Source organism: Natrarchaeobaculum aegyptiacum (genome assembly GCF_002156705.1).
In the GTDB taxonomy this organism is placed as follows: Archaea; Halobacteriota; Halobacteria; order Halobacteriales; family Natrialbaceae; genus Natrarchaeobaculum; species Natrarchaeobaculum aegyptiacum.
Window position 1 is genome coordinate 2,926,471 of record NZ_CP019893.1, and the last position, 20,757, is coordinate 2,947,227.

Annotated in this window: 20 protein-coding genes; 13 read left to right on the plus strand and 7 right to left on the minus strand. The window is 58.5% G+C overall.

The window, feature by feature from the left end; all coding sequences use genetic code 11:
• Positions 1–104 precede the first annotated feature (104 nt).
• A complete protein-coding gene (locus B1756_RS19915) occupies positions 105–1,193 on the plus strand; it encodes an eCIS core domain-containing protein (RefSeq protein WP_228434388.1) in 1,089 nt (362 codons plus the stop codon).
• Positions 1,194–1,562: 369 nt separating this feature from the next.
• On the opposite strand, the gene B1756_RS14270 is transcribed toward B1756_RS19915, so the two are convergent.
• Together B1756_RS14270 and B1756_RS14275 are read right to left on the minus strand one after the other, a co-directional pair.
• A complete protein-coding gene (locus B1756_RS14270) occupies positions 1,563–2,513 on the minus strand; it encodes an RNA-guided endonuclease InsQ/TnpB family protein (protein ID WP_394340702.1) in 951 nt (316 codons plus the stop codon).
• A gap of 577 nt (positions 2,514–3,090) precedes the next feature.
• The gene (locus tag B1756_RS14275; RefSeq protein WP_086889142.1) at positions 3,091–3,513 is read right to left on the minus strand and encodes a universal stress protein; all 423 of its coding nucleotides are present in this window, start codon (positions 3,511–3,513) and stop codon (positions 3,091–3,093) included.
• Positions 3,514–3,661: 148 nt separating this feature from the next.
• Between B1756_RS14275 and rbcL the strand changes: the two genes are divergently transcribed.
• From rbcL to bioD, 6 genes are all read left to right on the plus strand, one after another.
• On the plus strand, positions 3,662–4,912 hold the full coding sequence (gene rbcL, locus B1756_RS14280) for a type III ribulose-bisphosphate carboxylase (protein ID WP_086889143.1): 1,251 nt from the start codon (positions 3,662–3,664) through the stop codon (positions 4,910–4,912).
• A 57-nt stretch (positions 4,913–4,969) separates the two neighbouring features.
• Entirely contained in the window at positions 4,970–5,938 is a 969-nt protein-coding gene (locus tag B1756_RS14285; protein WP_086889144.1) for a hypothetical protein, read from the plus strand.
• A gap of 211 nt (positions 5,939–6,149) precedes the next feature.
• The gene (bioB, locus tag B1756_RS14290; RefSeq protein WP_086889145.1) at positions 6,150–7,283 is read left to right on the plus strand and encodes a biotin synthase BioB; all 1,134 of its coding nucleotides are present in this window, start codon (positions 6,150–6,152) and stop codon (positions 7,281–7,283) included.
• 65 nt (positions 7,284–7,348) lie between these two features.
• Positions 7,349–8,434, plus strand: coding sequence for a (S)-8-amino-7-oxononanoate synthase BioU (bioU, locus tag B1756_RS14295; RefSeq protein ID WP_086889146.1), 1,086 nt, complete (start codon positions 7,349–7,351; stop codon positions 8,432–8,434).
• A gap of 149 nt (positions 8,435–8,583) precedes the next feature.
• Positions 8,584–9,801: an aminotransferase class I/II-fold pyridoxal phosphate-dependent enzyme gene (locus tag B1756_RS14300; protein WP_086889147.1), complete on the plus strand. Its 1,218-nt coding sequence runs from the start codon at positions 8,584–8,586 to the stop codon at positions 9,799–9,801.
• Entirely contained in the window at positions 9,798–10,538 is a 741-nt protein-coding gene (gene bioD, locus B1756_RS14305) for a dethiobiotin synthase (RefSeq protein WP_228434389.1), read from the plus strand. The genes B1756_RS14300 and bioD overlap by 4 nt, the downstream gene beginning before the upstream one ends.
• A gap of 15 nt (positions 10,539–10,553) precedes the next feature.
• Here bioD and B1756_RS14310 read toward each other — a convergent pair whose 3' ends face one another.
• On the minus strand, positions 10,554–12,083 hold the full coding sequence (locus tag B1756_RS14310) for a replication factor C large subunit (RefSeq protein WP_086889148.1): 1,530 nt from the start codon (positions 12,081–12,083) through the stop codon (positions 10,554–10,556).
• A 30-nt stretch (positions 12,084–12,113) separates the two neighbouring features.
• Here B1756_RS14310 and B1756_RS19240 point away from each other — a divergent pair, with 30 nt between their 5' ends.
• Positions 12,114–12,503 carry a hypothetical protein gene (locus B1756_RS19240; RefSeq protein ID WP_152031316.1) on the plus strand — a complete coding sequence of 130 codons (390 nt, stop codon included), beginning with the start codon at positions 12,114–12,116 and terminating at the stop codon, positions 12,501–12,503.
• On the plus strand, positions 12,500–13,459 hold the full coding sequence (locus B1756_RS14320; RefSeq protein WP_086889150.1) for a tyrosine-type recombinase/integrase: 960 nt from the start codon (positions 12,500–12,502) through the stop codon (positions 13,457–13,459). The genes B1756_RS19240 and B1756_RS14320 overlap by 4 nt, the downstream gene beginning before the upstream one ends.
• A 26-nt stretch (positions 13,460–13,485) precedes the next feature.
• Here the strand turns inward: B1756_RS14320 and B1756_RS14325 are convergent, their stop codons facing one another.
• Positions 13,486–14,544 (minus strand): hypothetical protein, encoded by a 1,059-nt coding sequence (locus B1756_RS14325; protein ID WP_152031317.1) that lies wholly within the window; start codon positions 14,542–14,544, stop codon positions 13,486–13,488.
• 57 nt (positions 14,545–14,601) lie between these two features.
• On the opposite strand from B1756_RS14325, the gene B1756_RS14330 reads away from it, so the two are divergent.
• Positions 14,602–15,591 (plus strand): hypothetical protein, encoded by a 990-nt coding sequence (locus B1756_RS14330; protein ID WP_152031318.1) that lies wholly within the window; start codon positions 14,602–14,604, stop codon positions 15,589–15,591.
• Here B1756_RS14330 and B1756_RS14335 read toward each other — a convergent pair.
• From B1756_RS14335 to B1756_RS14345, 3 genes are all read right to left on the minus strand, one after another.
• Entirely contained in the window at positions 15,581–16,261 is a 681-nt protein-coding gene (locus tag B1756_RS14335; protein ID WP_161493187.1) for a hypothetical protein, read from the minus strand. The two genes, B1756_RS14330 and B1756_RS14335, sit on opposite strands and share 11 nt — an antisense overlap.
• Before the next feature lie 156 nt (positions 16,262–16,417).
• Positions 16,418–16,732, minus strand: coding sequence for a hypothetical protein (locus B1756_RS14340; RefSeq protein WP_086889154.1), 315 nt, complete (start codon positions 16,730–16,732; stop codon positions 16,418–16,420).
• A gap of 12 nt (positions 16,733–16,744) precedes the next feature.
• A complete protein-coding gene (locus B1756_RS14345) occupies positions 16,745–17,167 on the minus strand; it encodes a hypothetical protein (RefSeq protein WP_152031320.1) in 423 nt (140 codons plus the stop codon).
• Positions 17,168–17,303: 136 nt separating this feature from the next.
• Between B1756_RS14345 and B1756_RS14350 the strand changes: the two genes are divergently transcribed.
• The 3 genes from B1756_RS14350 to B1756_RS19445 all read left to right on the plus strand — a co-directional run bounded on the left by B1756_RS14350 (position 17,304) and on the right by B1756_RS19445 (position 20,755).
• Positions 17,304–18,014 (plus strand): thymidylate synthase family protein, encoded by a 711-nt coding sequence (locus B1756_RS14350; RefSeq protein ID WP_086889156.1) that lies wholly within the window; start codon positions 17,304–17,306, stop codon positions 18,012–18,014.
• A 54-nt stretch (positions 18,015–18,068) separates the two neighbouring features.
• Complete coding sequence (locus B1756_RS19245) at positions 18,069–18,689, plus strand: hypothetical protein (protein WP_152031321.1); 621 nt, start codon at positions 18,069–18,071, stop codon at positions 18,687–18,689.
• 1,706 nt (positions 18,690–20,395) lie between these two features.
• Positions 20,396–20,755 (plus strand): hypothetical protein, encoded by a 360-nt coding sequence (locus B1756_RS19445; RefSeq protein ID WP_086889157.1) that lies wholly within the window; start codon positions 20,396–20,398, stop codon positions 20,753–20,755.
• Positions 20,756–20,757 lie beyond the last annotated feature (2 nt).

Sequence of the window (20,757 nt, forward strand, 5' to 3'; positions counted from 1 at the left end):
ACTCTGCGTCGGCCGCGCCAACCCGCGTGCGATTTCCCGACAGCGTTCCCACATCGTTCGAGAGTCGAGGCTACGGTCCGGAGGCCAGGTCGAACATCTATTGGATGACCAAGGGCACCGGGATCGATCCACAAAACGTTCCGGAGCGGGTCTTGGACGTGTGGGGTACTCCCAGAAAGTCGCTCAATAAACCCGTTCAGCAGGCACTGGAAGACCGCGTGGACGCGGATCTCTCGGACGTGAGAATTCACACGGGCGGCACTGCAGCGAAAGCCGCCGAAGCGATCGATGCTCGAGCCTTTACCTGCGGCAACGACATCGTCTTCAACGCAGGCGAGTACGACCCAGAGAGTCCGGAGGGGCAGCACCTTCTGGCGCACGCCACACAGCAAAACGGCGGTGCGCCGATTTCGATGATGCCTCAAGAGGGGGCGGATCTCGAGATCGATCCTGATCCGCAGTTAGAGCACGAAGCCGACCAGGCGGCGGAACAAGCGCTGAATGGTGGCGAACCGTTGGTGGTCAACCGGACGGGGACGGGCGTCCACATTCAGCGCTCGGTCAAAGGTGCACTATCATCGGTTTCCGAACAATCCCTGGCATCGGCAGTTCCGAGCAGAAGAGTGACGATGGCCTCGAGTTTCAAGAACTCGAGGACGGTGATCTGGTGGAGACGGTCGGCACGCTGGTCGAAAACCAGCAGGAGATCATCAACCAGATCAGGAGCGCCGGTCACTCACCGAGCACTTGGGCAAGGCAACTGGCAAGGGTGCGATCGGTGCGACCTGCGGGCCGGTCGGTGCGGCTGCTGGCACGCTGATCGCTCCCGGATTGGGTACCGCATCTCGATCAGACACCTCTTCCTCGATAGCGGGTTCTATCAGGTTCACGTCGTTCCGGAACTCGAGCAACTTGGCGTCGATTACATCATCCGTGCACGCCTGAGCAACGGGATGAAAGCCCGTCTCAGCGCCGGTGCTGAGACGGTTATCGACGACTATCTCATGCAGCGGAAGCGTGAGTCAACCGCCTCAGCTGCCGTGACCGTGTTTCCGGTCCCACATCGATCGACCGAGGACGAGCATGTCTGGTTTGTCACGAATCTCAACCTCGAGCCTGGGGTCCGCGAGAGCGTACGCGTCGGCGTTCCGCCACCGCTGGGGAATCGAGATCTCCTACCGCCAGGTCGGTGACTTTCTCCTGAGAACGTCGTCGCCGACGTTCTCTGTACGGCTCTTTTCTTCCTGTTCGTGGTTTCAATGTACAATCTGTGGATCCTCACGAATGTACTCGTCTCTGATGGTGTTATCCCGGAGAAGCCGTCGATCTCGATGCGTGTCTTCAGGGAATTCGTTGTTGTGACTGACTACGGGTAGAAAGTGGTCGGTCCGACCGAGCTGATCGGTCAGAACGCCGTAACCGAGTCAAAACGCTCAGGAAAAACCACTGCTGGCGGCGTTTGTTCGCTTCCTCCCGTTCTGTTTTGCCCGTGAACTACCCCTGCCTACTCAGCGGCTTTCGCCGCTTCCTTGAGGCAGGGGCTTCCTGAATCAACGACGTTGTCAGACTGCGTCTGACAGCCTGTCGAGGTTCCCTCGACAAACGCGACTTGCAGACACGGCGAGCGTATCCACAGCGGTCGCAGTCTCCGCAGGCGTGTCTTCGGAGTGAACCACTCCTAGTCGAGTCCAGCCGCGTTGCTGGACGTTGAACGCAGCGTTCCAATCACGGTCGATTTCAAAACCACACGCTGGACAGGAATGCTCTCGAACCCACAGCGGCTTCTCGGTTTCCACACCGCACTCAGCACATTCTTTTGTCGTGCCTCGCGCTTCGACTTCAACGACGTGACAGCCGTTCTTGTCGCCGTGATGTTCGAGGATGGTGAGGAAGTCGCGCCAGCCGATTTCAGCCTTGGTCCGGGCGTTCTGCGAGGTCTCAAGTATTCTCCTGACGTTGAGGTCTTCGACGAACACTGCGTCGTACTCGGTGGTGTAGAAATGCGCGAGCTTGTGCTTGAAGTCCCGTTTCTTGTTCGACATACGTGCATGAACCTCAGCAACGCGTTGACGTTGTTTCTCCCAGTTGTTCGAGCCTTGCTGTTTCCGTGATAGCGAGCGTTGCTCGCGTTCGAGGCGTTCGCGGTCACCCGATAAGTCGAGACGGTCCACCGAACGTCCAGCACTGTCGTGGATGAAGTTCAGCACGCCGAGGTCGAGTCCCACCGTGTCTTCAGGGCCGATGGCTTCGGACTCGGGTTTCTCGGGGGCGTCGGTGTCGATGGTGAAAGACGCGTACCACTCGCCCGTTGCGTCTTTTTTCAGCGTAAGCTCTTTGATTACGCTATGGTCTGGGAGGTCGCGGTGGAAGCGAACTGGAATCTCGCGGGTTTCGCCTTTGAGTTTTTTGAGCGTGAGGAGTGCGTGTCCGTCGGGGCCACTCTTCTTGTCGAGTTCGAAGCCGGATTGACGGTATGTGAAACTCCTGAATTCTCGTGGAGATTTCCAGTTCAGCGATCCTACGTCCTAGCCTTGCGCTTTGAGTTCCCCGAGGCTGTTGATGTTGTCACGGATGCGTTCAACGGCTTTCTGTAAGACGGTGGAGTAGATTTTGTTCAGGTCTGACCACCAGTTTTTCAGTTCGGGGATGGTGTCGCGGACCATCCAGACGCGCTGCCGGAGCGTCCCAGCGTCTTCGGGTATCTTGTTGAATTCTCTGAGCGCGTGGTTGTATAATTGTCGTACGGTGTCGCATTGTCAGTCCATCGCTTCGCGTTGCTCTTCGTTTGGGAAGAGTCGGTAGCGTGGACTGTACTTCATACGACGTGGTAGCGTCTACGAATTATTGTTAGTTAAGGACTCTGATTGAAGATGCTTGTAACTCGCGCGGGCGCTGTATCCCCGCCCTGCTCACTCCCTTCGGTCGCTCCTTGAGGACGGGGGCTTAGCGCCCTCTCCTTCAGCTAAAGTCGCAGCATTACAATCCAGGTCAGTCAGTCAACCAACTTCGCTCGGCCGTCTACGTTGAACCGAAACTACTGTGAAGGGCGAGTTTTTGCGCCTGTTCACCCGATAATCACCTCCAGTTGGGTCAGCGGATGACGGTCACCGAAACTGGCGCGCGGCGAACGACGTACTCTGCGACGCTTCCGAGTAGAACGCGACTCGTCATCGAGCGACCGTGACTTCCCACGACGATGTGGTCGACTTCGAGATTCTCGGCCGCACGAACGATCTCTTTGCCGGGTTTGCCGACTCGCTGGTCGGTCTCGATCGTTCGGTCGTACCCGGTTGCGATCGTTCGGGCCTCTCGAAACAGCTCTTCGGTCGCCTCACGATAATCAGATTCCGTAGTCGACCGCAGTCCACCGGTGAGTTCGGTGTACAGGTGGGTGTCGGTCGGATCGGCCACGTGTACAACGGTAATTTCCGCATCCTGATAGGACTGACAGGTGTGTTCGAGGGCCGCTCGAGCGGGTTCGAAGTCGTCCAGCGGAACGAGAACGTGGTCCATACGCAGAAATCTATCACCGGGGAATAGTATTCACCACCCGATACTGGGTGGTGGGAACTGACCGGGTCGTCTGACGCCTTGCGGTGTTTTCGACCGACGGCGATTGGCCAACACTATAAGAGCCGCCGCGTCCAATCTCGAGGACGTTATGACTGGAATCGAGTACGACGACTTTCTGGACCTCGCGTACGAACCGGCGGCGTCGGACCTCGTCTGTGACTTTCGGCTCGAACCGGCCGAGGGGATGTCGATGGAGGCGGCGGCGAGTCGGGTCGCCTCGGAGTCTTCGAACGGCACGTGGGCAGCCCTTCACGTCGACGAGGACGAGTTAACGCATCTCGGCGCGGTTGCTTGCGACATAGATGGCGACCGGGTCACCGTCGCCTACCCCGAAGAACTGTTCGAGCCCGGAAGCATGCCCCAGATCCTCTCGTGTATCGCCGGGAACATCATGGGGATGAAAGCCGTCGACACGATCCGACTGCTCGACTGCCACTGGCCCGAGGGGCTCGCCCAGAGCTTTCCGGGTCCCCAGTTCGGGACCAGTGTCGCCCACGAAAAGCTCGACGCCGGCGACCGGCCGGTGCTGGCGACGGTTCCCAAGCCCAAGGTCGGACTCTCGACCGAGGCCCACGTCCGCGTCGGCGAGGAGGCCTGGCGCGGCGGCATCGACCTCCTCAAAGACGACGAGAACCTCACCGACCAGGAGTTCAACCCCTTCGAGGACCGCCTCGCCGAGAGTCTGGCCGCCCGCGACCGCGTCCAGGAAGACGTCGGCGAACGCAAGGACTACCTCGTGAACGTCACCGGTGAGACCACCGAGATGCTCGAGCGCGTCGACCTCGTGGCCGACCACGGCGGCGGGTTCGTCATGGTCGACGTCATCACCTGCGGCTGGTCGGCCGTCCAGAGCGTCCGCCAGCGCTGTGACGACCACGGGCTGGCGATCCACGCCCACCGTGCCATGCACGCCGCCTTCGACCGCCTTCCCCACCACGGCGTCTCGATGCGCGTGCTCGCACAGATCGCCCGCCTCACCGGCGTCGACCACATCCACACTGGCACCGCGGGACTGGGCAAACTCGCGAACGAGGACACACCGGGGATCAACGAGTGGCTCACCGGCGATCTGTACGGCCTCGAGCCGGTGCTCCCCGTCGCCTCCGGCGGACTCCACCCCGGCGTCGTCGACCAGTTACTCGAGGCGCTCGGGACCGACATCATCGTCCAGGCCGGCGGCGGCATCCACGGCCACCCGGACGGGACTCACGCCGGTGCGAAAGCACTTCGGCAGGCCATCGACGCCTCGGTTGAGGGAGTCGCCCTCGAGGAGTACGCAGCAGAACACGCGGAGCTGGAGACGGCCCTCGAGAAGTGGGGCGCGGAGACGCCACGGTAACGCCGGTCGTCGCCCAGCCAAGACAAAATTCTTACCTGTTCGCGTTCGACCAGTTCCATGGTCCGTCCGTCTCGCCGCTCCCTCCTCGCCCTCGCCGGAAGCACTGTCGTCACCGCCACCACCGCAGTCGCCGGCTGCCTGAGCCGTGTCGAGGACGCGACCCGTGGCCAGTTCGAGAATCCGACCGACTCGCTCCCCTCGGCCGGAGAGAACGCCGGAAGCTGCCCCGACTACGACGTCGACTGGCTCGTCGCCTACCGCGAGATCGATCCCGACGAGGTTCCCATCTACCTCGAGCCGTCGACCGACTCGATCGGTGAGACCGAACGGATCACGTTCTCCCTGCGAAACGAGTCCTCCAGCGAGTTCTCGCACAACCAGTCCAACTGGCGGCTGCACAAGCGCGTAGACGGTGAGTGGTACTTCCTCGCCCCTCACGATGTCATTCTGCCGCTGCACAGCCTTCTCCCGCGCGAGAGTCACGAGTGGCACCTCTCGGTCGACAACGACGGCGTCGAGGGTGGGACCGCCATCGAACGGTCGCAGACGTACGCCGACCGCGATCCAATCTCCGGCCTCGGCGGTGGCGAGTACGCCTTCGGGACGGACGGCTGGTTCGACGACTCCGACGAACGAGTCGGGTTCTGCGCCCGTTTCGAACTCGAAGCCGACGAACTCGAACTGACGCCGACCGGCGAGGTGACGAAAACGAAGTGGGACGACGGCGTCCTCGTCGCACGGTCGACGCGTGGGGACCCGGAAAGTGACCACTCGCGGCTCGGTGCCTACGAACTCGAGCGCGTCGACGATGACGTCGAGGGAACGCCGATGATCACCGAGACCGTACTCCGGAACGACCAGCTTCGGGACGTGATCGCCCTCGCGCGCGAGCACGACGCCGATCGCGTTCGCCTCGAGGAGTACGACGGCACCTACCCGATCTTCGGCAGTCGGGAGGACGGCCACTACGAGTACGACGGCGAGACCTACGAGATTTCGACGCGCGAACTCGAGGAAGGGGAATAGGGCGTTGTCGACCGAACGCTCGAGATCGTACTTCGAAGTATGATACTTGAAAGTACGATACTCTCAAGTAAGTTCCTCTACCGCCGAAGTACGCCATCTGAAGCGGCGGGCTGTCAGGTTATCCATTCACGCGTGTGCGATCACCCGCATATCGTCGCAACATTCGTGACTATCCACAACCATTATATTCTCGTCAACCACTCGACTAGGTGTGGTTTACGAGACTGGAAACGAGACGGTCGACGACGCACTCGAGCGGGTGCTCGCCGGCGAGCGACTCGATCGGACCGACGGGATCGCGCTGATCGCCCAGCCGGTCGAGCCGCTCGCGGAGGCCGGTGCCGTCGTGCGCGATCACTTCGGCGACGGCACGGTCGACGCCTGCTCGATCGTCAACGCGAAGGCGGGCAACTGTGCGGAAGACTGTGGCTTCTGTGCGCAGTCGGTCCACTTCGACACCGGCATCGACACCTACGGCTTCCTCGGTCCGGAGAAGGTCCTCGAGGCAGCCAGACGAGCCGAGGCCGACGGTGCCCAGCGCTTCGGCATCGTCGTCGCCGAGAAGGGCGTCTCGAAGGAACGTCGGCCAGAAGAGTGGCAGGAGGTCCTCGAGGCGATTCGACTCGTCCGCGAGCAATGTGACCTCGAAATCGACGCCTCGCTGGGAATCCTCACGGAGGAAGAGGCCGCGATCCTCGCCGAAGAGGGCATCCGCCACTACAATCACAACATCGAGACCTCGCCGCGGTACTTCCCCGAGGTCGTCGGTACCCACAGCTTCGAGGATCGGGTCGAGACACTCGAGGTGGCCAGAGACGCCGGGATGGACCTCTGTGCGGGGGTCATCCTCGGCATGGGCGAGACGCCGACCGATCGCGTCGACGCAGCGATCGCGCTGCAGGAGATCGGGGTTTCCTCGCTCCCGGTGAACGTACTCAATCCCATCGAGGGGACGCCACTGGCCGAGCGAGCGACACCGCTCTCGACCGACGAGATCGTGAAGACGGTGGCGGTCTACCGGCTGCTCCACCCCGAAGCGCGGGTGCGGCTCACCGGCGGCCGCGAGGTCAATCTCGAGCCAGACGAACAGCACCTGCCGCTCGAGGCTGGTGCCGACGGGTTGCTCACCGGCGACTACCTCACCACCGAGGGACAGTCACCCGGCGAGGACATCGCGATCGTCGAGCGCGCGGGCCTCGAGCCCAACCGCGCGGTCAACGACTTCGATCCCGACGCGGTCAAGGCCCGCCACGGCGTCGACGCGGCGTCGCCCGACGGCACGACGGGAACTGACGATTCGACCGAGACGGCGGCGAGTACGGCTGTCGAATCGAGCGACGACTGAGAACCGACGACCAGCGAGACGAGAGTCCGCTCCACAACACGACACACGCAGACGACACACGACACATGGACGACATCACTTTCGCAGTACTGGGAACCGGTGGAATCGGCCGACGAGCACTCGAGGTCAGTCAACACAAGGACGCCCTCACCCCCGTGGCGGCGTGTGATCGCCACGGCGTCGCCATCGATTCAGCGGGCCTCGACGTCGACGAACTGCTCGAGGCGACGGAAGGGAACATCGACAGCGGGCCACAGGGCGAGGACGTCGCCACCGACGGCGGCGCTGTCGCCGAGGGTGACGGAGCCACGGCCTCCGGCGGCGTCAAACAGCACGGTGAGGGCGAGGGCGTGGTCGCCTCCGCGCAGGCCCATCCAAGCGAGGACCCGATCCAGGAGATCATCGACCACGGCGAGGCCATCGACGCCGTCTTGCTCGCGTTGCCGAACTACGAACACGACTTCATCCCGCGGACCGCAGACCGGTTCGTCGAGGGCGGCTACTCCGGCGTTCTGATCGACGTTCTCAAGCGTTCGCGCGTTATCGGCATGCTCGACGAGCGTAGCGAGACCCTCGAACAGGCCGGTATCACGTTCGTCTGCGGAGCTGGCGCGACACCCGGCCTCCTCACGGGTGCGGCAGCGCTGGCCGCCCAGTCGTTCGTCGAGATCACCGACGTCGACATCTGGTGGGGCGTCGGCCTCGAGTCCGGCTACGAGGACAACCGCGGCACCGTCCGCGAGGACATCGCCCACCTTCCAGAGTACGACCTCGAGACGGCCCGCAGCCTCTCCGAGGACGACATCGAGGCTATCGTCGACGACCACGACGGCGTCCTCGAGTTCGAGGACATGGAACACGCCGACGACGTGCTCCTCGAGCGCGCGGGTGTCTGTGACGCCGCGGACGTCACTGTCGGCGGCGTTCTAGACGTCCGAAACGACGAGAAGCCGACGACGACCACGGTCCGCGTGACCGGTCGCACCTTCGACGGCGAGACGGCGACTAACACCTTCCAGCTCGGCGACGCGACGAGTATGGCAGCGAACGTCAACGGCCCGGCGCTGGGCTACCTGAAAGCCGGCGTCCGTCGGAACCGCGCTGGCGAGTACGGCGTCGTCGGTCCAGCCGAACTGATGCCCGGATTCTGACCAATGAACGGGCCGTGACCCACGTCCATACAGCGACTGGCCTCGACAGAATCGCCGTTTCGACGGCCGAGAGCGGGCGAACCGATCGCACAGTGTGCACACGACCGAACCGTGACAGTCAAATCGTGGCGACGATACCCTTCACCCAGATGGAAGACCGCGGGTTCGACCTCGAGGACCGTCTCGAGGCCCTCGAGTCGGCCGAACTGAAACGACGGCTCTCCCCCGTCGACCGTGTCGCAGAGCGCGGCTACTTCGCCCCGCCCTCCGGAAGCGAGTTGCCAGTCCTCGACGGCGAGGAGGCGCTGGTGTTCGCCTCGAACAACTACCTCGGACTCACCGACGACGAGCGGGTCGAGAACGCCGCCCGGCAGGCTGCCTCGACCGTCGGAACCGGCGCTGGCGCGAGCCGTCTCGTGACCGGCGATACGATGGTCCACCGCGACCTCGAGCGCCAGCTCGCAGAGACCAAGGGATGTGATCGGGCGCTCGCCTTCTCCTCCGGATACGCCGCGAACGTCGGCACGATCACGGCACTCGAGCCCGACGTGGTCTTCTCAGACGAGTACAATCACGCGAGCATCGTCGACGGCTGTCGGCTCGCTGGCTGTGAGACGGTCGTCTACGGCCACTGCGACGCGGCGAGTCTCGGGGCGGCGCTTGCAGAGCGGGCAGAACGCGCTTCCGGGACAGACAACGAGAACGAATCGTGGCTGATCGTCACCGACACGGTCTTCAGCATGGACGGCACCGTCGCACCACTGGAAGCCATCTGCGACCTTGCCGAGGAGTACGGCGCGTGGGTGATGGTCGACGAGGCCCACGCGACGGGGCTGTACGTCAGGGGCGGTGGCATCGTTCAGGCCGAGGGACTCGAGGACCGCGTGCAGGTTCAACTGGGGACTCTGTCGAAGGCGCTCGCCAGTCAGGGCGGGTACGTCGCCGGGAGTGACGCGCTGATCGAGTGTCTGGTGAACGACGCACGGTCGTTCGTCTTCTCGACCGGGCTGGCACCCACCGCGGCCGCGGCCGCGAGCGAAGCGCTGCACCTCTCTCGGCACACCGACGTCCGAGACCGCCTCTGGGAGAACGTCGCCCACCTCCGTGACGGCCTCGAGACGATGGGATTCGAGGTGCTCGGCGACTCCCAGATCTTGCCGGTTTTCGTCGGAGACCGGCGGGACGCGCTCGCACTCGCCGATGGGCTCCGCGAACGCGGGGTCGTCGCCCCGGCGATCCGTACGCCGACGGTTCCCGAAGGGACGAGCCGGATCCGGGTGACGCCGATGGCCACCCACGATCAGTCCGACGTGGTGGCCTGTCTCGAGGCGTTCCAGGCCGCCGGGCAAGAGGTGGGACTACTGTGACCGCCATCGACGACGCGTCCGATGGCGCGGCGTCTCGCGCACCGATCGCCGTCGTCGGCACCGGAACCGACGTCGGCAAGACCGTCGTCACGGCCGGACTGACCCGCTGGCTGCGCGAGCAAGGTTACGACACGCGAGCGATCAAACCCGCACAGACCGGTCATCCCCCGGACGACGACGCCGGCTTCGTCGGCGAGGCCTGTGGCAACCCCGACGCGGCGACCTGTCCCCGATACCTCGAGCCGGCGCTCGCCCCGCGGATTGCAGCCGAGGTCGCGGAAGAAGCGCTCTCCTACGACAGGATTCTCGAAGCCTGTGAGCGCGAGATAGCGACCACCGACCTGCCGGTGGTCGAGGGCATCGGCGGGCTCCGCGTCCCGCTGGCCGGCGACCGGGAGGTGATCGACCTCGTCGCCGACCTCGAGGCGACCGCCGTCGTCGTCACCCGGTCGGGACTGGGGACGCTCAACCACACCGCACTCACCGTCACGGCGCTCGAGCGTCGCGGCGTCGACGTCCTCGGAATCGTCTGCAACGAGTACGCAGGGGCGACGCTCGCCGAGCGAACGAATCCCGCGGAACTCGAGCGGATGACGGGGTGTGCAGTCGAGACGGTGCCGCCGCTTCGGGACGATAACACGACTGCGGCGGACACGACCCCAGAAGCCCTCGCAATCGGCGTCTCCGAGTCGCTCTCGTCGTCGTTTCTCGAGCGGCTCGAGGGAGTCGGCACCTGAGACGGCACCGACGGTTCACATGAAGTCGCCCAGCCCGGACTGGTTCTCGTCGTCTTCGGCGTCTGCAGCGCGGTCTTCGGGAATCGGTTCGTCGGCGTCGTCCGACGTGTCTTGCTCTTGCCCGTCTGAATCGGACGAGTCGCCCGCAGCCTCGAGCGTTACCTGATCGTCGGTCGCCGACGCTGTACCTGCTTCGTCGTCGTCCGCATCGCGTTGGTCCTCCGCGTCGTCGGCACTGCCGAAGAAGGCCGAGCCCGAGTGTTCGACGGTCTGTTCCTCGAGCAGGTCCTCGGCCTCGTCGACGATCGACTGGACCTTGTTGGTGTCTTTGCCGCTGCCGGTGACGAACGACACTTCGCCGGCGTCGAGGTCGTAGGTCGCGGTCATCCTGACGGTCAGGTCGCGGTTCCGGCAGTGGTGGGTCATCGCCGAGAGGTACGGAAGGATCTCCCGGCGGGCGGTCGCGACGCTCGTTCCCTCGCGCTCTGCGATCCGTTCGGCGATGGCGTCGCGGGTGTTGCGGGTTCCCCTGGTTCGGCCGAGTTTCGACCAGTAACTCGGCGGGCCGTAACGGGTCCACCCGCCCTTGGGTTCCTGCCGGGAGGCGGCGACGCCAGCGGTCATGTTGTCGGTCGCGTAGCGCCAGTAGGAGTAGTTCTGCGAAGAGCGCACACGCCCGAGCCAGCGGTCGGCGTTCGCGAGGAAGCCGTAGGCGTCGGCCAGTTCCGCACCCGCGTAGTCCTTGGGGACGTTGTCTTCGATCCAGTTCAACATCTCGTCGGGGTTCTCGTCGACGTCGTAGGACGCTCGCAGCGCCCCCTCGGCGTCCTCCTCTTTGATCACCGTATCGAGAAAGTCGAAGATCCCCTGTGTGCGGTCGCGCTCGCTCGTCACGACGTCGTCTTCGGTCAGCCGGTCTGCCTCCTCGGCGACCGCCTGCAGGTCGTTGACCGCAGAGCGCAGGTCACCGCTCGTGTTCTCGGCGATCCGCTCGAGGGCGGCGTCCTCGTACTCGATGCCTTCCTTGCGGCAGATGTCCCGGAGGACGGGGACGATCGAGCGGGCAGAGACGTCCCGGAACTCGATCGTCTCGCAGGCGTTGCGAAGCGAATTACTCATATCGTAGAACTCGTTTGCGACGAGGACGACCGGCTGGTTGGCCTCTTTGACGACGCTCGTGACGGCCCGAGAGCCACCGTAGTCGGCGTTGCCGTGGAAGTTGTCCGCCTCGTCTAAGATGACGAGTCGGCGGCCAGCCTCGCCGCCCGTCAGCGTGCCGCTCTTGGACGCCTCGCCGGCGACGCGTTCGATGACGTCCTTCTGGCGGTCGTCACTGGCGTTGAGTTCCATCACGGGCCAGCCCATGTCGTTCGCCAGCGCGTGGGCCGCGGAAGTCTTCCCGACGCCTGGACTGCCGTGGACGATCACCGCCTTCCGGTGGTCGTCCCACGTCCGCGCCCACTCCTCGAGTGCGTCCCGGGCCTTGTTGTTCCCGCGTACCTCCGACAGCGTCGTCGGGCGGTACGTCTCGGTCCAGTCGCTCATATTATCATGACCTCCTCATGATTCATGTAGATGGAGCGCATTCGAGAGTCCATGGCGTATATCCAGATAGTGGTATCCGACGAGCAAAAGTCCCGTTGGTCCGACCATGTAGAAGACGACCCAGCCGTTGACTCGATGTCTGATCTGGTTCGGACGGCAGTTGAGAAGCATATGGCGCGTGACGACTCAGAACCAGAAGCAGCCGTCACCACCCAGGCCGTCGAGGGTGAGCTGGATGATATCGAGGCCCGACTTGGCACCCTTGAAGACAAACTCGACCTGCTCCGGCTCGAGAACGTCGAAGAAGACCAACTCGAGGGAATCGTGGAAAATATCGCCGAACAGTACGCAGCTGGCACCTCGGATACCATCCTGAACGAACTTGGTGCAGACCCGGATAACGAGTGGCCCAACCGATGACGGAAACCGACTTCGAGGACTGGCCTGATCCGCTACAGCGCCACCTCAAGCGAGTCAAAGCACGGAACTCCGAACACACCCTCAAGAACCGAGTGGTGACCCTCGAGCAGTGGCGTGACTACTGCGAGGAATACGGCTACGACGTCTTGGAGGCGGATACCGACCTGATCGACGGCTGGTTAGACGATATGAGGATCGAGGGCTACGCAGACAAATCAGTGCTGAACAAAGCCTACGACCTGTCTGCCGTCTACGGCTACCTCGATGATCGGGACGTCATCGACACGAATCCGTTCGATGGTATCGATCTGTCGTGGCTAGCGAACGAACCGAAACTCGATGCCCACTCCGAAATCCGGTACCTCGATATCGAGGAGTACGAAACACTGATCGATGCCTGCCGTGATCTCCGGGATGAACTCGTCCTGCGACTGCTGTGGGAGACCGGTATTCGTGTCTCGGAGGCGAGCGAAATACGGATCGACGACATCGACCGAGACGAACGACAGATCGAAATCCGAACGTCTAAACAACAACGAGGTTCGAACGAGAGCCGGACGGTCTACTACCGATACGAGTTAGCCCACGTCCTTAGAGAATGGTTAGACGGTGGTGGACGCAACAAATACCTCCACGCGGATTCATCCGATCGGCTGTTGCTCACCAAGCAATCCCCGAAGATGCCAACGCAACGGTTGGGCGAGATCGTCCACGAGGTCACCGACCGAACAGACCTCCAGGAAGTCGTCTATACGGACGTGAACGGGAACCCTCGGAACCGAATCACCCCACACACGTTCCGGCATTCGTATGCGGTCCACCGCACGAAAAACGGGATGCCGATCATCTACCTGCAGGACCTACTCGGTCACTCCGAGATCGACGTGACCCGGCAGTATCTCAAGTTCCGATCGGACGACATCCGTGAGGCTGAGAAGAAATACGCACCCCGGTAGACTTACTAATTGTAGGGAAACGAGCGTTACAGATCTCTAACCCGGAGGTGTTCGAGGAACCATTCACGCACCATTGAGCTAAGTTCCGAGGTTGCCTGCCAGTCAGTCGAATCCGAAACTTTACCATATGACATCATGCTTGTAGTTCCGATCGTGACTTTGAAATTGTCTCCCTCGTAGTAGATCTCGGCCTCGAGTTTCTTGATAACCCACGGCGAGTCATCCCCAAGGTAAGACTGGACCTCGTCGTCGTTTTTAATATCGTGTCCCTCGAACTGAATATTTTCTAATTGCTGCCCATTATCGTCCTCGTCTTCGTCTTCCTCATCGCTCGAATCTACAGATGTATCCTCCAGTTTGATCGTGTCTACCTGGAGAAGTCCAGGAACGTCTTGGTCGTCACTCGGGATGCCGTCGTGGAACTCTGCGAGGAAATTATTAATTCGGTCAACAGCTCCATCAGTGTGGGTCGTGTAGTCTGCTGCCGGTGCGAAATCAATCGACGTTTTGTTGTTGAAGTATTTTCGTGCCTTCTGAACGTCAATTACGCTTGTGCTTTTAATGATTAGAAGTCGTTTGTCGGGGTCGATTTCGAACTGAATGAACCCGTCACTCATCGTCGGCTGGATTTCCCCATTGAACGTCAGGTTCGTCGTAACATCCGTGTAGACGTACCTACCACGGATATTTCCATTATCGGCTACCTGATACTCGAACCCGTCCTTTTCCTCGCCTTCTGCATCAGGATCATAAGCGGGGTCAGAGAGTTCTCGTTCGAGAAACGCTGTGGAAATGGAATCCGGCTCGATAATATCGAAGTAGGTCTCCGAAATTCTGTTTTCTCCCTTCTCAACGATCTGCTTCACTTGGTCGACGAACTCGAGTAGAATATTATCGTCCCAGTCAACGTCCAAAAAGGCTTCTTCCGCCTCGTCGAAGGTCGAGAATTCAGCTGACTCACCAGTGATGTTGCGATAAAGTCTCTCCACCGTTATTAGGTGGACTCGATTTGGCTGGACGTAGTTTCGGAGTACGTTGGTAACTCTTTCTTCATAGGAGTTTGCCTCCTGAATGCTCCCACTCATTTATCTAGTCAGTAATAGCACACCATTTATTAAAGGATTTGGTAATATACTACAGTGATGAATGGAGAAGAGGGGGACACGGATTCTAACTTGGAAACTGATGTGTCTGTGGTTTCCGATGAAATAGCAGGTCTCAGAGAAGACCTAACCGAGATGCAAGAAACCCGGAGAAAGCGGTCTGAAACCACCCGGGTTCAGCGCGCACACCTGCTTGTCGCCATTGGCGTGATTGGTGCGTTCGCTACCTTCTATAACCCTTCAGAAGATCCTATTCAACTTGACGTCTTCTGGACAGCCAGCGAACCAATATACGCACTCTTAATACATGTTGTTCTCTTCATGGCGTATATTCCGGCTCACCTCTACACGATTACCGCTTGGACGTTACCAACAGAAACAAGGCTAGATAAGCTTCATGACCTTGTTCTTCCTTTCGCAAATCTGTTCCTCCTGCTGGGTAGCCTCCCCCTTGTGTTGATGATAATTCTGAATATAGACTTCTCAGCTTTACCGTCTGTTAGAATCGCTGCCCTGCAGACAACCCTATTCAGTCAGCCGATTTCAGAAAGCGTATACCCAGCCAGTAACTCCTTTATCATACTTGCAGTCACCCCCGTAAGCTACATACTGGTAGAAATTATAGTATTTGCGTACCCAGCATACAGGTATGCGAGAGCGTTCGAAGAAAACATGTCTAATATCCAGACGGGCTCGAGATCCCGAAGGCTCCACCTCAGTACGGGTTCGTCTGGCGATTCTGCGAGAGTTACGATAACAAATTCTAACGATCAAGAGGTTTCTGGCGAAGATATAAAGCTGGAAATCGACACTCCGCGTGGAGTCATAGTGGAAGACGTGAGGCACGCAACAGAAGCAGATTCTGGCTACAGGCTTGTTGATGATCTTGCTCCAGATGAATCGATCCGGCTCCCGATAGAACTAGGTGAGATTCCTGGTGTCAAGTACGACGACTATCGAGGTGAAGAAGTCGAAGTTGATGTATTTATACACGGAGAAAAGACCTCTACAGAGCGGTTCACACTGTAGGACGGTTGATGTGCGAAGCTAATACATCGACCAAATAATCAGTGAACTCTTCTACCTCATAATCGGGAGAGTAAACCTCAATATACCCAGACTCAGAGGCACGCGCTTTTACGGCATCATCGGAATAGAAGTGTTCAATTCCCACCTGATTACACGCTGAATCTTGGAGAATATCACTAGCGATCGGATCGTCTGCAATATCCGATCCATAGAGCGTCCCGTTTTCAGCTTGGGTCCCATGCTCGTAGAATCCGAGCATCCAGAGGGATGGCTCTTCCTGATCTAAGATGAACCCGTCAATATCGATTTCAGCTGGTTCATAGGCACAATCTGTGGTTCGTCCCAGAATATCGAACATCATCGAAGGAGCACCACTCTCGAGGATCACAAACTGGTTTGGAACTTGAATAAATTGGGCTCTTTCAGCTACCTTACGATAGCGAGATTCGGACTGAACGTTTCCGTTGCCGTCGATCTCCGACTCTTCGTACTCTACTTGTTGTTCGATGGCAATCGTTCCTTCCACTATTCGATGCCCAGACGGCGTGGTCGCAGGTGGATTGGTTTTGATACTCCGTTTCAGCTCGGCACCTTCTCGTTCAACAGTGAAGATCTCAGTATCAACCAAGCTATCCTCACCAACTGGAATGCCAATGGAACCAGACTTCATTTTAGAAAACAATGTTAATCCGACAAGTAAAAATCTGGTCATTCTACTGGTTGAGTTCTCAGCCAAAGATTCATCTTCGGTTCGCTGTACCCCTCCTCCCACCTACAGGTAGCCACGATCACCCAACCGAGAAGAAGTGCACAACTCGGTAGTCGCCTACTCTTCGTCTTCTTGCTCCTTTCTTTTACGCTCTATAATCTTCTCTATAGCTGACTTCCTTCCGTCCCGACCGTTCTGTGTAGACTCGTCTTCGTAGCCTTCTAAGTGCGATTTTAACTCCGAGTTTATTTGTGAGTAGAACGGATAGAGTTGCTTTTCTACTCGTTCTTTGATGTCTTCGATACTCTGGTTGGACTGTGCAAACTCGTCTTCCGGGGTGGACTCCATCTTTTGAACCTCCGATTCGGTCTGTTCGGCCGTCGTGTAGTTTTCCGCCTGTTGCCACTCATCGCTGGATTTGCCTATTCGCATAATGGAGGGCCTCTATTGGTCTTCTAGCCGCGATTCAAGCTCTTCGACGCGCTCTTCGAGTTCGTCGATCCGTTCTCGGTTTTGACGAATCACAACAGGCATAGAGACCGTATTCCACTCATCTGGCCTCGTGTAGTAGATCTTCTTATCGTACCCGTGATAGACTGCTTTGCCCTCGAGTCTTCCCCACCACTGCAGGGTAACAAGTCGGCTCGCCACATAACTCACCAGTGGAGCTTCATTCCCGTCTTCGTACGCAGACACGAGCGGTTCAGGAATCAGTGGGGTACCACCTGTTTGCACGATTACCTCGGCCATTTCTGCTGCTGTGAACGCTTTGCCTTCGTACAGATTGAAATAATGGTCGATGTCCGCCACCATTGTGTATTCGTTCATCGCCGATTGCCATTCCTCTGAGTCGGTTTGCATTGCCATGATGAGCGCACAGCCCCAAGCCTACCTCCTATATAAAGATCCCGCCGGAAGACTCACCCGGAACTTTATATGAATCCATGACTCTGCGCTATTCGCCACCCCCAACTCTTAAACTGTCAGAAAAAGTATGTTTATTATGGTACCGGCTAACGAACCACCCCACATAATCGCTCCTGATATCGGGACAGCGTACACCGAACTCCTCGAATCGAGGGTCGAGGGTCAATGTCCATACGACTACCACGTCATCCATATCGCAGACCCGGTCTCCACGACCGACTACGACGAGTTCTCACTGGAGCGCACCAACTGGACCGAGATCGTGAACGCGGGAGACGCCCTCAGCCGCTTCGAGAGCTACGAGTTCAACGACGGTAGTGCGGGCCGGTACTGGTTACAGGACCGTGTAGAAGAGCTATTCGAGGGTCTGTACGGCGAGCGACTAACCGGACCCCCTAACCAAATCGAAATGATCGTCGATCGGCTCGACCAGGGAAACCATGGACAGACAACCAACGCACTCGTCGCGCAACCATACCAGCTCGAGCCCGATCTCGAGAAGGCGACCCATGGGCGACCGCTGGCAGCCGACATCCCGTGCCTCACCCAACTGCAGTTCAAACCGCGAAGGGACAAACTGCACCTCTACACCACGTTCCGGAGCCAGTACGTCGATACGAAGTGCTATGGGAACCTCATCAGCCTCGCGCTGTTGTTGGCAGAGGTCTGTCGTCGGACGGAGTACGATCCCGGTTACATGGTAGAGGGGGTCCACAACCCGATCTTCCGCAACTCGAGCGATGGAAAGGGACTCGCGTCGAAACTCTCTGAGACTTCCACAAAGTAGTTCTTCACCTAAGATTGATGAAGTGACAATACCGATGAGGGAATAGAGAGTAACATGGCTCGAGAAATCGGGGAATACGATTGGGAGAGACTCAACATCAACGAGAGGACATTACGATCACTTGACGATGAGTCCATAATCGATAATATTGAAGAGAATTGGATCGAGAACGACCAAATCTTCGAGATGATGGTGAGTACTTTTAATAGCATGTTTCAAGGCGTAGGAGACTCCGCAAAAGCATCATTAGGTGCCGCTGTGGTCTGTGCACGGCGGAGTTGTAACCGTCGAGCCAGTAGTAGTGCAATCGCAGACGAGTTGTCTTGCTCTCCCGAATCAATGTTAGACCGGACAAAGAGACTGAATATCCCCTCGCCAACTCCTGAGGTGTCGCTGAGAGAAGTTACGGCCAACTGGGATGAGATCGAGGACACCGACTACGAACGAGCAAAAGAAGAACTCGAGCGGATTCCACCGGAGAGCTATAGTGGCCATCAAGATGTTCTTGCTGCCGTCGCACTATATCGAGCCGTGAATGAATTAGGTGGGAGGTCAGCACCACAAGGCCGTCCGGAAAAAGCAGAAAGAAGATTATCGGCAGCAGAGGTCGCAGATCGGTTCGACGTGAGTCGGCCCGCGATCCATACAGCACACAAAAGACTTCAAAGAAAATAGAGGATGCGTTTAGTACGGTGAACATTTGCCGATAGACGAAAAATCAGCTCCAGGTTTGTGGAAGAGTGACAGTGTCGAACTCGCCATTAAATCTACATTGCCTGTACGCTCTAACCCCTACCCGTTAGAGCCTATGCATACGGGAGAAGGTTTCTTCTTACGGTTTGGAGGGGTCTGGTGCCGACTATCGACATATTTGAGCAACGGCAGAGCACAGCCCTTGGGGGTCGCGTTCGCGCGTATGCGCTCGCTCGCATTACTTCTAAGATGTCATGGAAGATGTTCGTTCTCTTCCGTACGTCTTCTCCTCTCGGGATGACTCCTTCTCTTGTATTCCCATTGTTGTAAGATACAATAATGGGGATTGCGCCCGCGAACGCTCGTACGCGAAGAGACAGGACTCGCCGACGACAGACCAGTATATTATCTGGTGTCGATGGAGGATGGCAGGACGGCGGCAGACCTGCGGTGCTGTTCATTCCACATTGGTCGAAAAGGTCTTCCGACATTCGACGTCCCGACGGAAGAGTAGGACATCGAAGATTGGAGGACGTGCGGAAGACTTTCTGGTACGAAGATTACTACTTCTACTGATCTTATTCAGTATTACAATTAGGGTGATATGGTAGCCACCCATGTAATCCTCGTACCACCATACTCTATCTCGCCCGTCCAGAGACCCAGGCCATGGATTCCGGGGACGTAACCCGGATCCCTACTCACGACCCCTTTGTGGCCGAATTATGGGATCGCTTTCTAACGGACGTCTCCCCTCGTGGGGGATACCGCATCTATCCATCATCCTGCAAACACCCATTTGTAACGATGGGATATCAAATGGTCCGCAGCGACAGTCTGGTGTATTCCAAGCCCCGATCAACACTCACTGGTTCACGGTACAGGTTTGGATTTCCTTCGCGACCAGCTGTTGCTCACGGTATTTTTGTCGGCAGCCTCTCGGGTTGGGAATTCCTTCCCGGCCAACCGTTGATACGAATGAGAACAGAAGTTCCCATCGTTGGTATTCTTTCTCGTTCCCAACATGTAGTTTCCTGGGAGATCGGATAGTTTGGATACCCGATCTCCTCAGGCTACCAAACGCTGGGAACAGCGCCCGAAGCGGCCAACTTCGGCTAAATAACAGTATACGCCATACCCACTTATTCCTTACTACCATGTATTTTTGTCTATCGACAAATGTTTACTAACATAATATCCCTTATGTTTTGGTGTTCGGGGTGTCGGTCGGGTAGGGAACTGGGTGGTTTCTCCCGCAATTAAAGATACATGTTCTATACCGGAAAAGGGCTACCCCGTTCGCCGGGTTTGTGCTATCCTTACATGGCCGAGGATATATAATTCTAATTTCCGTATTAGTGGTTAATACGCACCTTTAACTGGTGGTATCCGGTGAGTCCTCGAGTCAGCGGCAGACCGGTTACTGCGTTAGTTTCGATAGAAAAATATTGGAACACTAATTACTAAGTGGAAATGGTACGTATCGCTTACTGCGGCGTTCGATGTCACGCCGAGCGCCGTGGTGTGTCAATCGACCTTCCGCGATCTTAGGCATCTTGGCATAATCACCTGCGACTCCGCCATCCCCTCGATCAGTGCGTGGGTCATCCTTCGTGACACACTTTCCACTCTCCGCCTGTCCCATTCCGGAGAGATCAACGACGTTGCCATAATGAGGATCGACAACAATGCCACTCAGTTCCGTCATTCGACAGCTCAGAGGGACCGTCTCGAATATCACCGGCCTCGTCGGTAATTTGAACCCCATCGCACTGCTCCCTCCCACAGTCCGGAGTAGTCTCGTATGGGTGAGAGACGCCTACCCCCGTGGATTGGGTTTCGCAGACCGTGAGACCCATACCATGAGCTTCGTAGCAGTCTTCGGTTTGCTCCTGCTCAAGACGGGCTGGTGGCTCACGATCCTCTCGATCCTCTACTTCGTTCTGATGTTCCCGATCGTCGTGGCTCGCTACATCCCCGCTGTCGAACAGAGGTGGCCATTCGACAAAGACTCGTGGCCCTTCTGGACCATGAAGAACGAGGTGTAGAG

What these genes read in the sequence shown, in the direction of transcription:
- B1756_RS19445 (WP_086889157.1), top strand. Translation starts at nt 20,396, where the DNA reads ATGCCACTCAGTTCCGTCATTCGACAGCTCAGAGGGACCGTCTCGAAT.
- B1756_RS14340 (WP_086889154.1), bottom strand. Translation starts at nt 16,732, where the DNA reads ATGCGAATAGGCAAATCCAGCGATGAGTGGCAACAGGCGGAAAACTAC.
- B1756_RS19245 (WP_152031321.1), top strand. Translation starts at nt 18,069, where the DNA reads ATGGCTCGAGAAATCGGGGAATACGATTGGGAGAGACTCAACATCAAC.
- B1756_RS14350 (WP_086889156.1), top strand. Translation starts at nt 17,304, where the DNA reads ATGGTACCGGCTAACGAACCACCCCACATAATCGCTCCTGATATCGGG.
- B1756_RS14335 (WP_161493187.1), bottom strand. Translation starts at nt 16,261, where the DNA reads ATGAAGTCTGGTTCCATTGGCATTCCAGTTGGTGAGGATAGCTTGGTT.
- B1756_RS14310 (WP_086889148.1), bottom strand. Translation starts at nt 12,083, where the DNA reads ATGAGCGACTGGACCGAGACGTACCGCCCGACGACGCTGTCGGAGGTA.
- B1756_RS14330 (WP_152031318.1), top strand. Translation starts at nt 14,602, where the DNA reads ATGAATGGAGAAGAGGGGGACACGGATTCTAACTTGGAAACTGATGTG.
- B1756_RS14275 (WP_086889142.1), bottom strand. Translation starts at nt 3,513, where the DNA reads ATGGACCACGTTCTCGTTCCGCTGGACGACTTCGAACCCGCTCGAGCG.
- B1756_RS14325 (WP_152031317.1), bottom strand. Translation starts at nt 14,544, where the DNA reads ATGAGTGGGAGCATTCAGGAGGCAAACTCCTATGAAGAAAGAGTTACC.
- B1756_RS19240 (WP_152031316.1), top strand. Translation starts at nt 12,114, where the DNA reads ATGGAGCGCATTCGAGAGTCCATGGCGTATATCCAGATAGTGGTATCC.
- B1756_RS14345 (WP_152031320.1), bottom strand. Translation starts at nt 17,167, where the DNA reads ATGGCAATGCAAACCGACTCAGAGGAATGGCAATCGGCGATGAACGAA.
- B1756_RS14320 (WP_086889150.1), top strand. Translation starts at nt 12,500, where the DNA reads ATGACGGAAACCGACTTCGAGGACTGGCCTGATCCGCTACAGCGCCAC.
- rbcL (WP_086889143.1), top strand. Translation starts at nt 3,662, where the DNA reads ATGACTGGAATCGAGTACGACGACTTTCTGGACCTCGCGTACGAACCG.
- B1756_RS14300 (WP_086889147.1), top strand. Translation starts at nt 8,584, where the DNA reads ATGGAAGACCGCGGGTTCGACCTCGAGGACCGTCTCGAGGCCCTCGAG.
- B1756_RS14285 (WP_086889144.1), top strand. Translation starts at nt 4,970, where the DNA reads ATGGTCCGTCCGTCTCGCCGCTCCCTCCTCGCCCTCGCCGGAAGCACT.
- B1756_RS19915 (WP_228434388.1), top strand. Translation starts at nt 105, where the DNA reads ATGACCAAGGGCACCGGGATCGATCCACAAAACGTTCCGGAGCGGGTC.
- bioU (WP_086889146.1), top strand. Translation starts at nt 7,349, where the DNA reads ATGGACGACATCACTTTCGCAGTACTGGGAACCGGTGGAATCGGCCGA.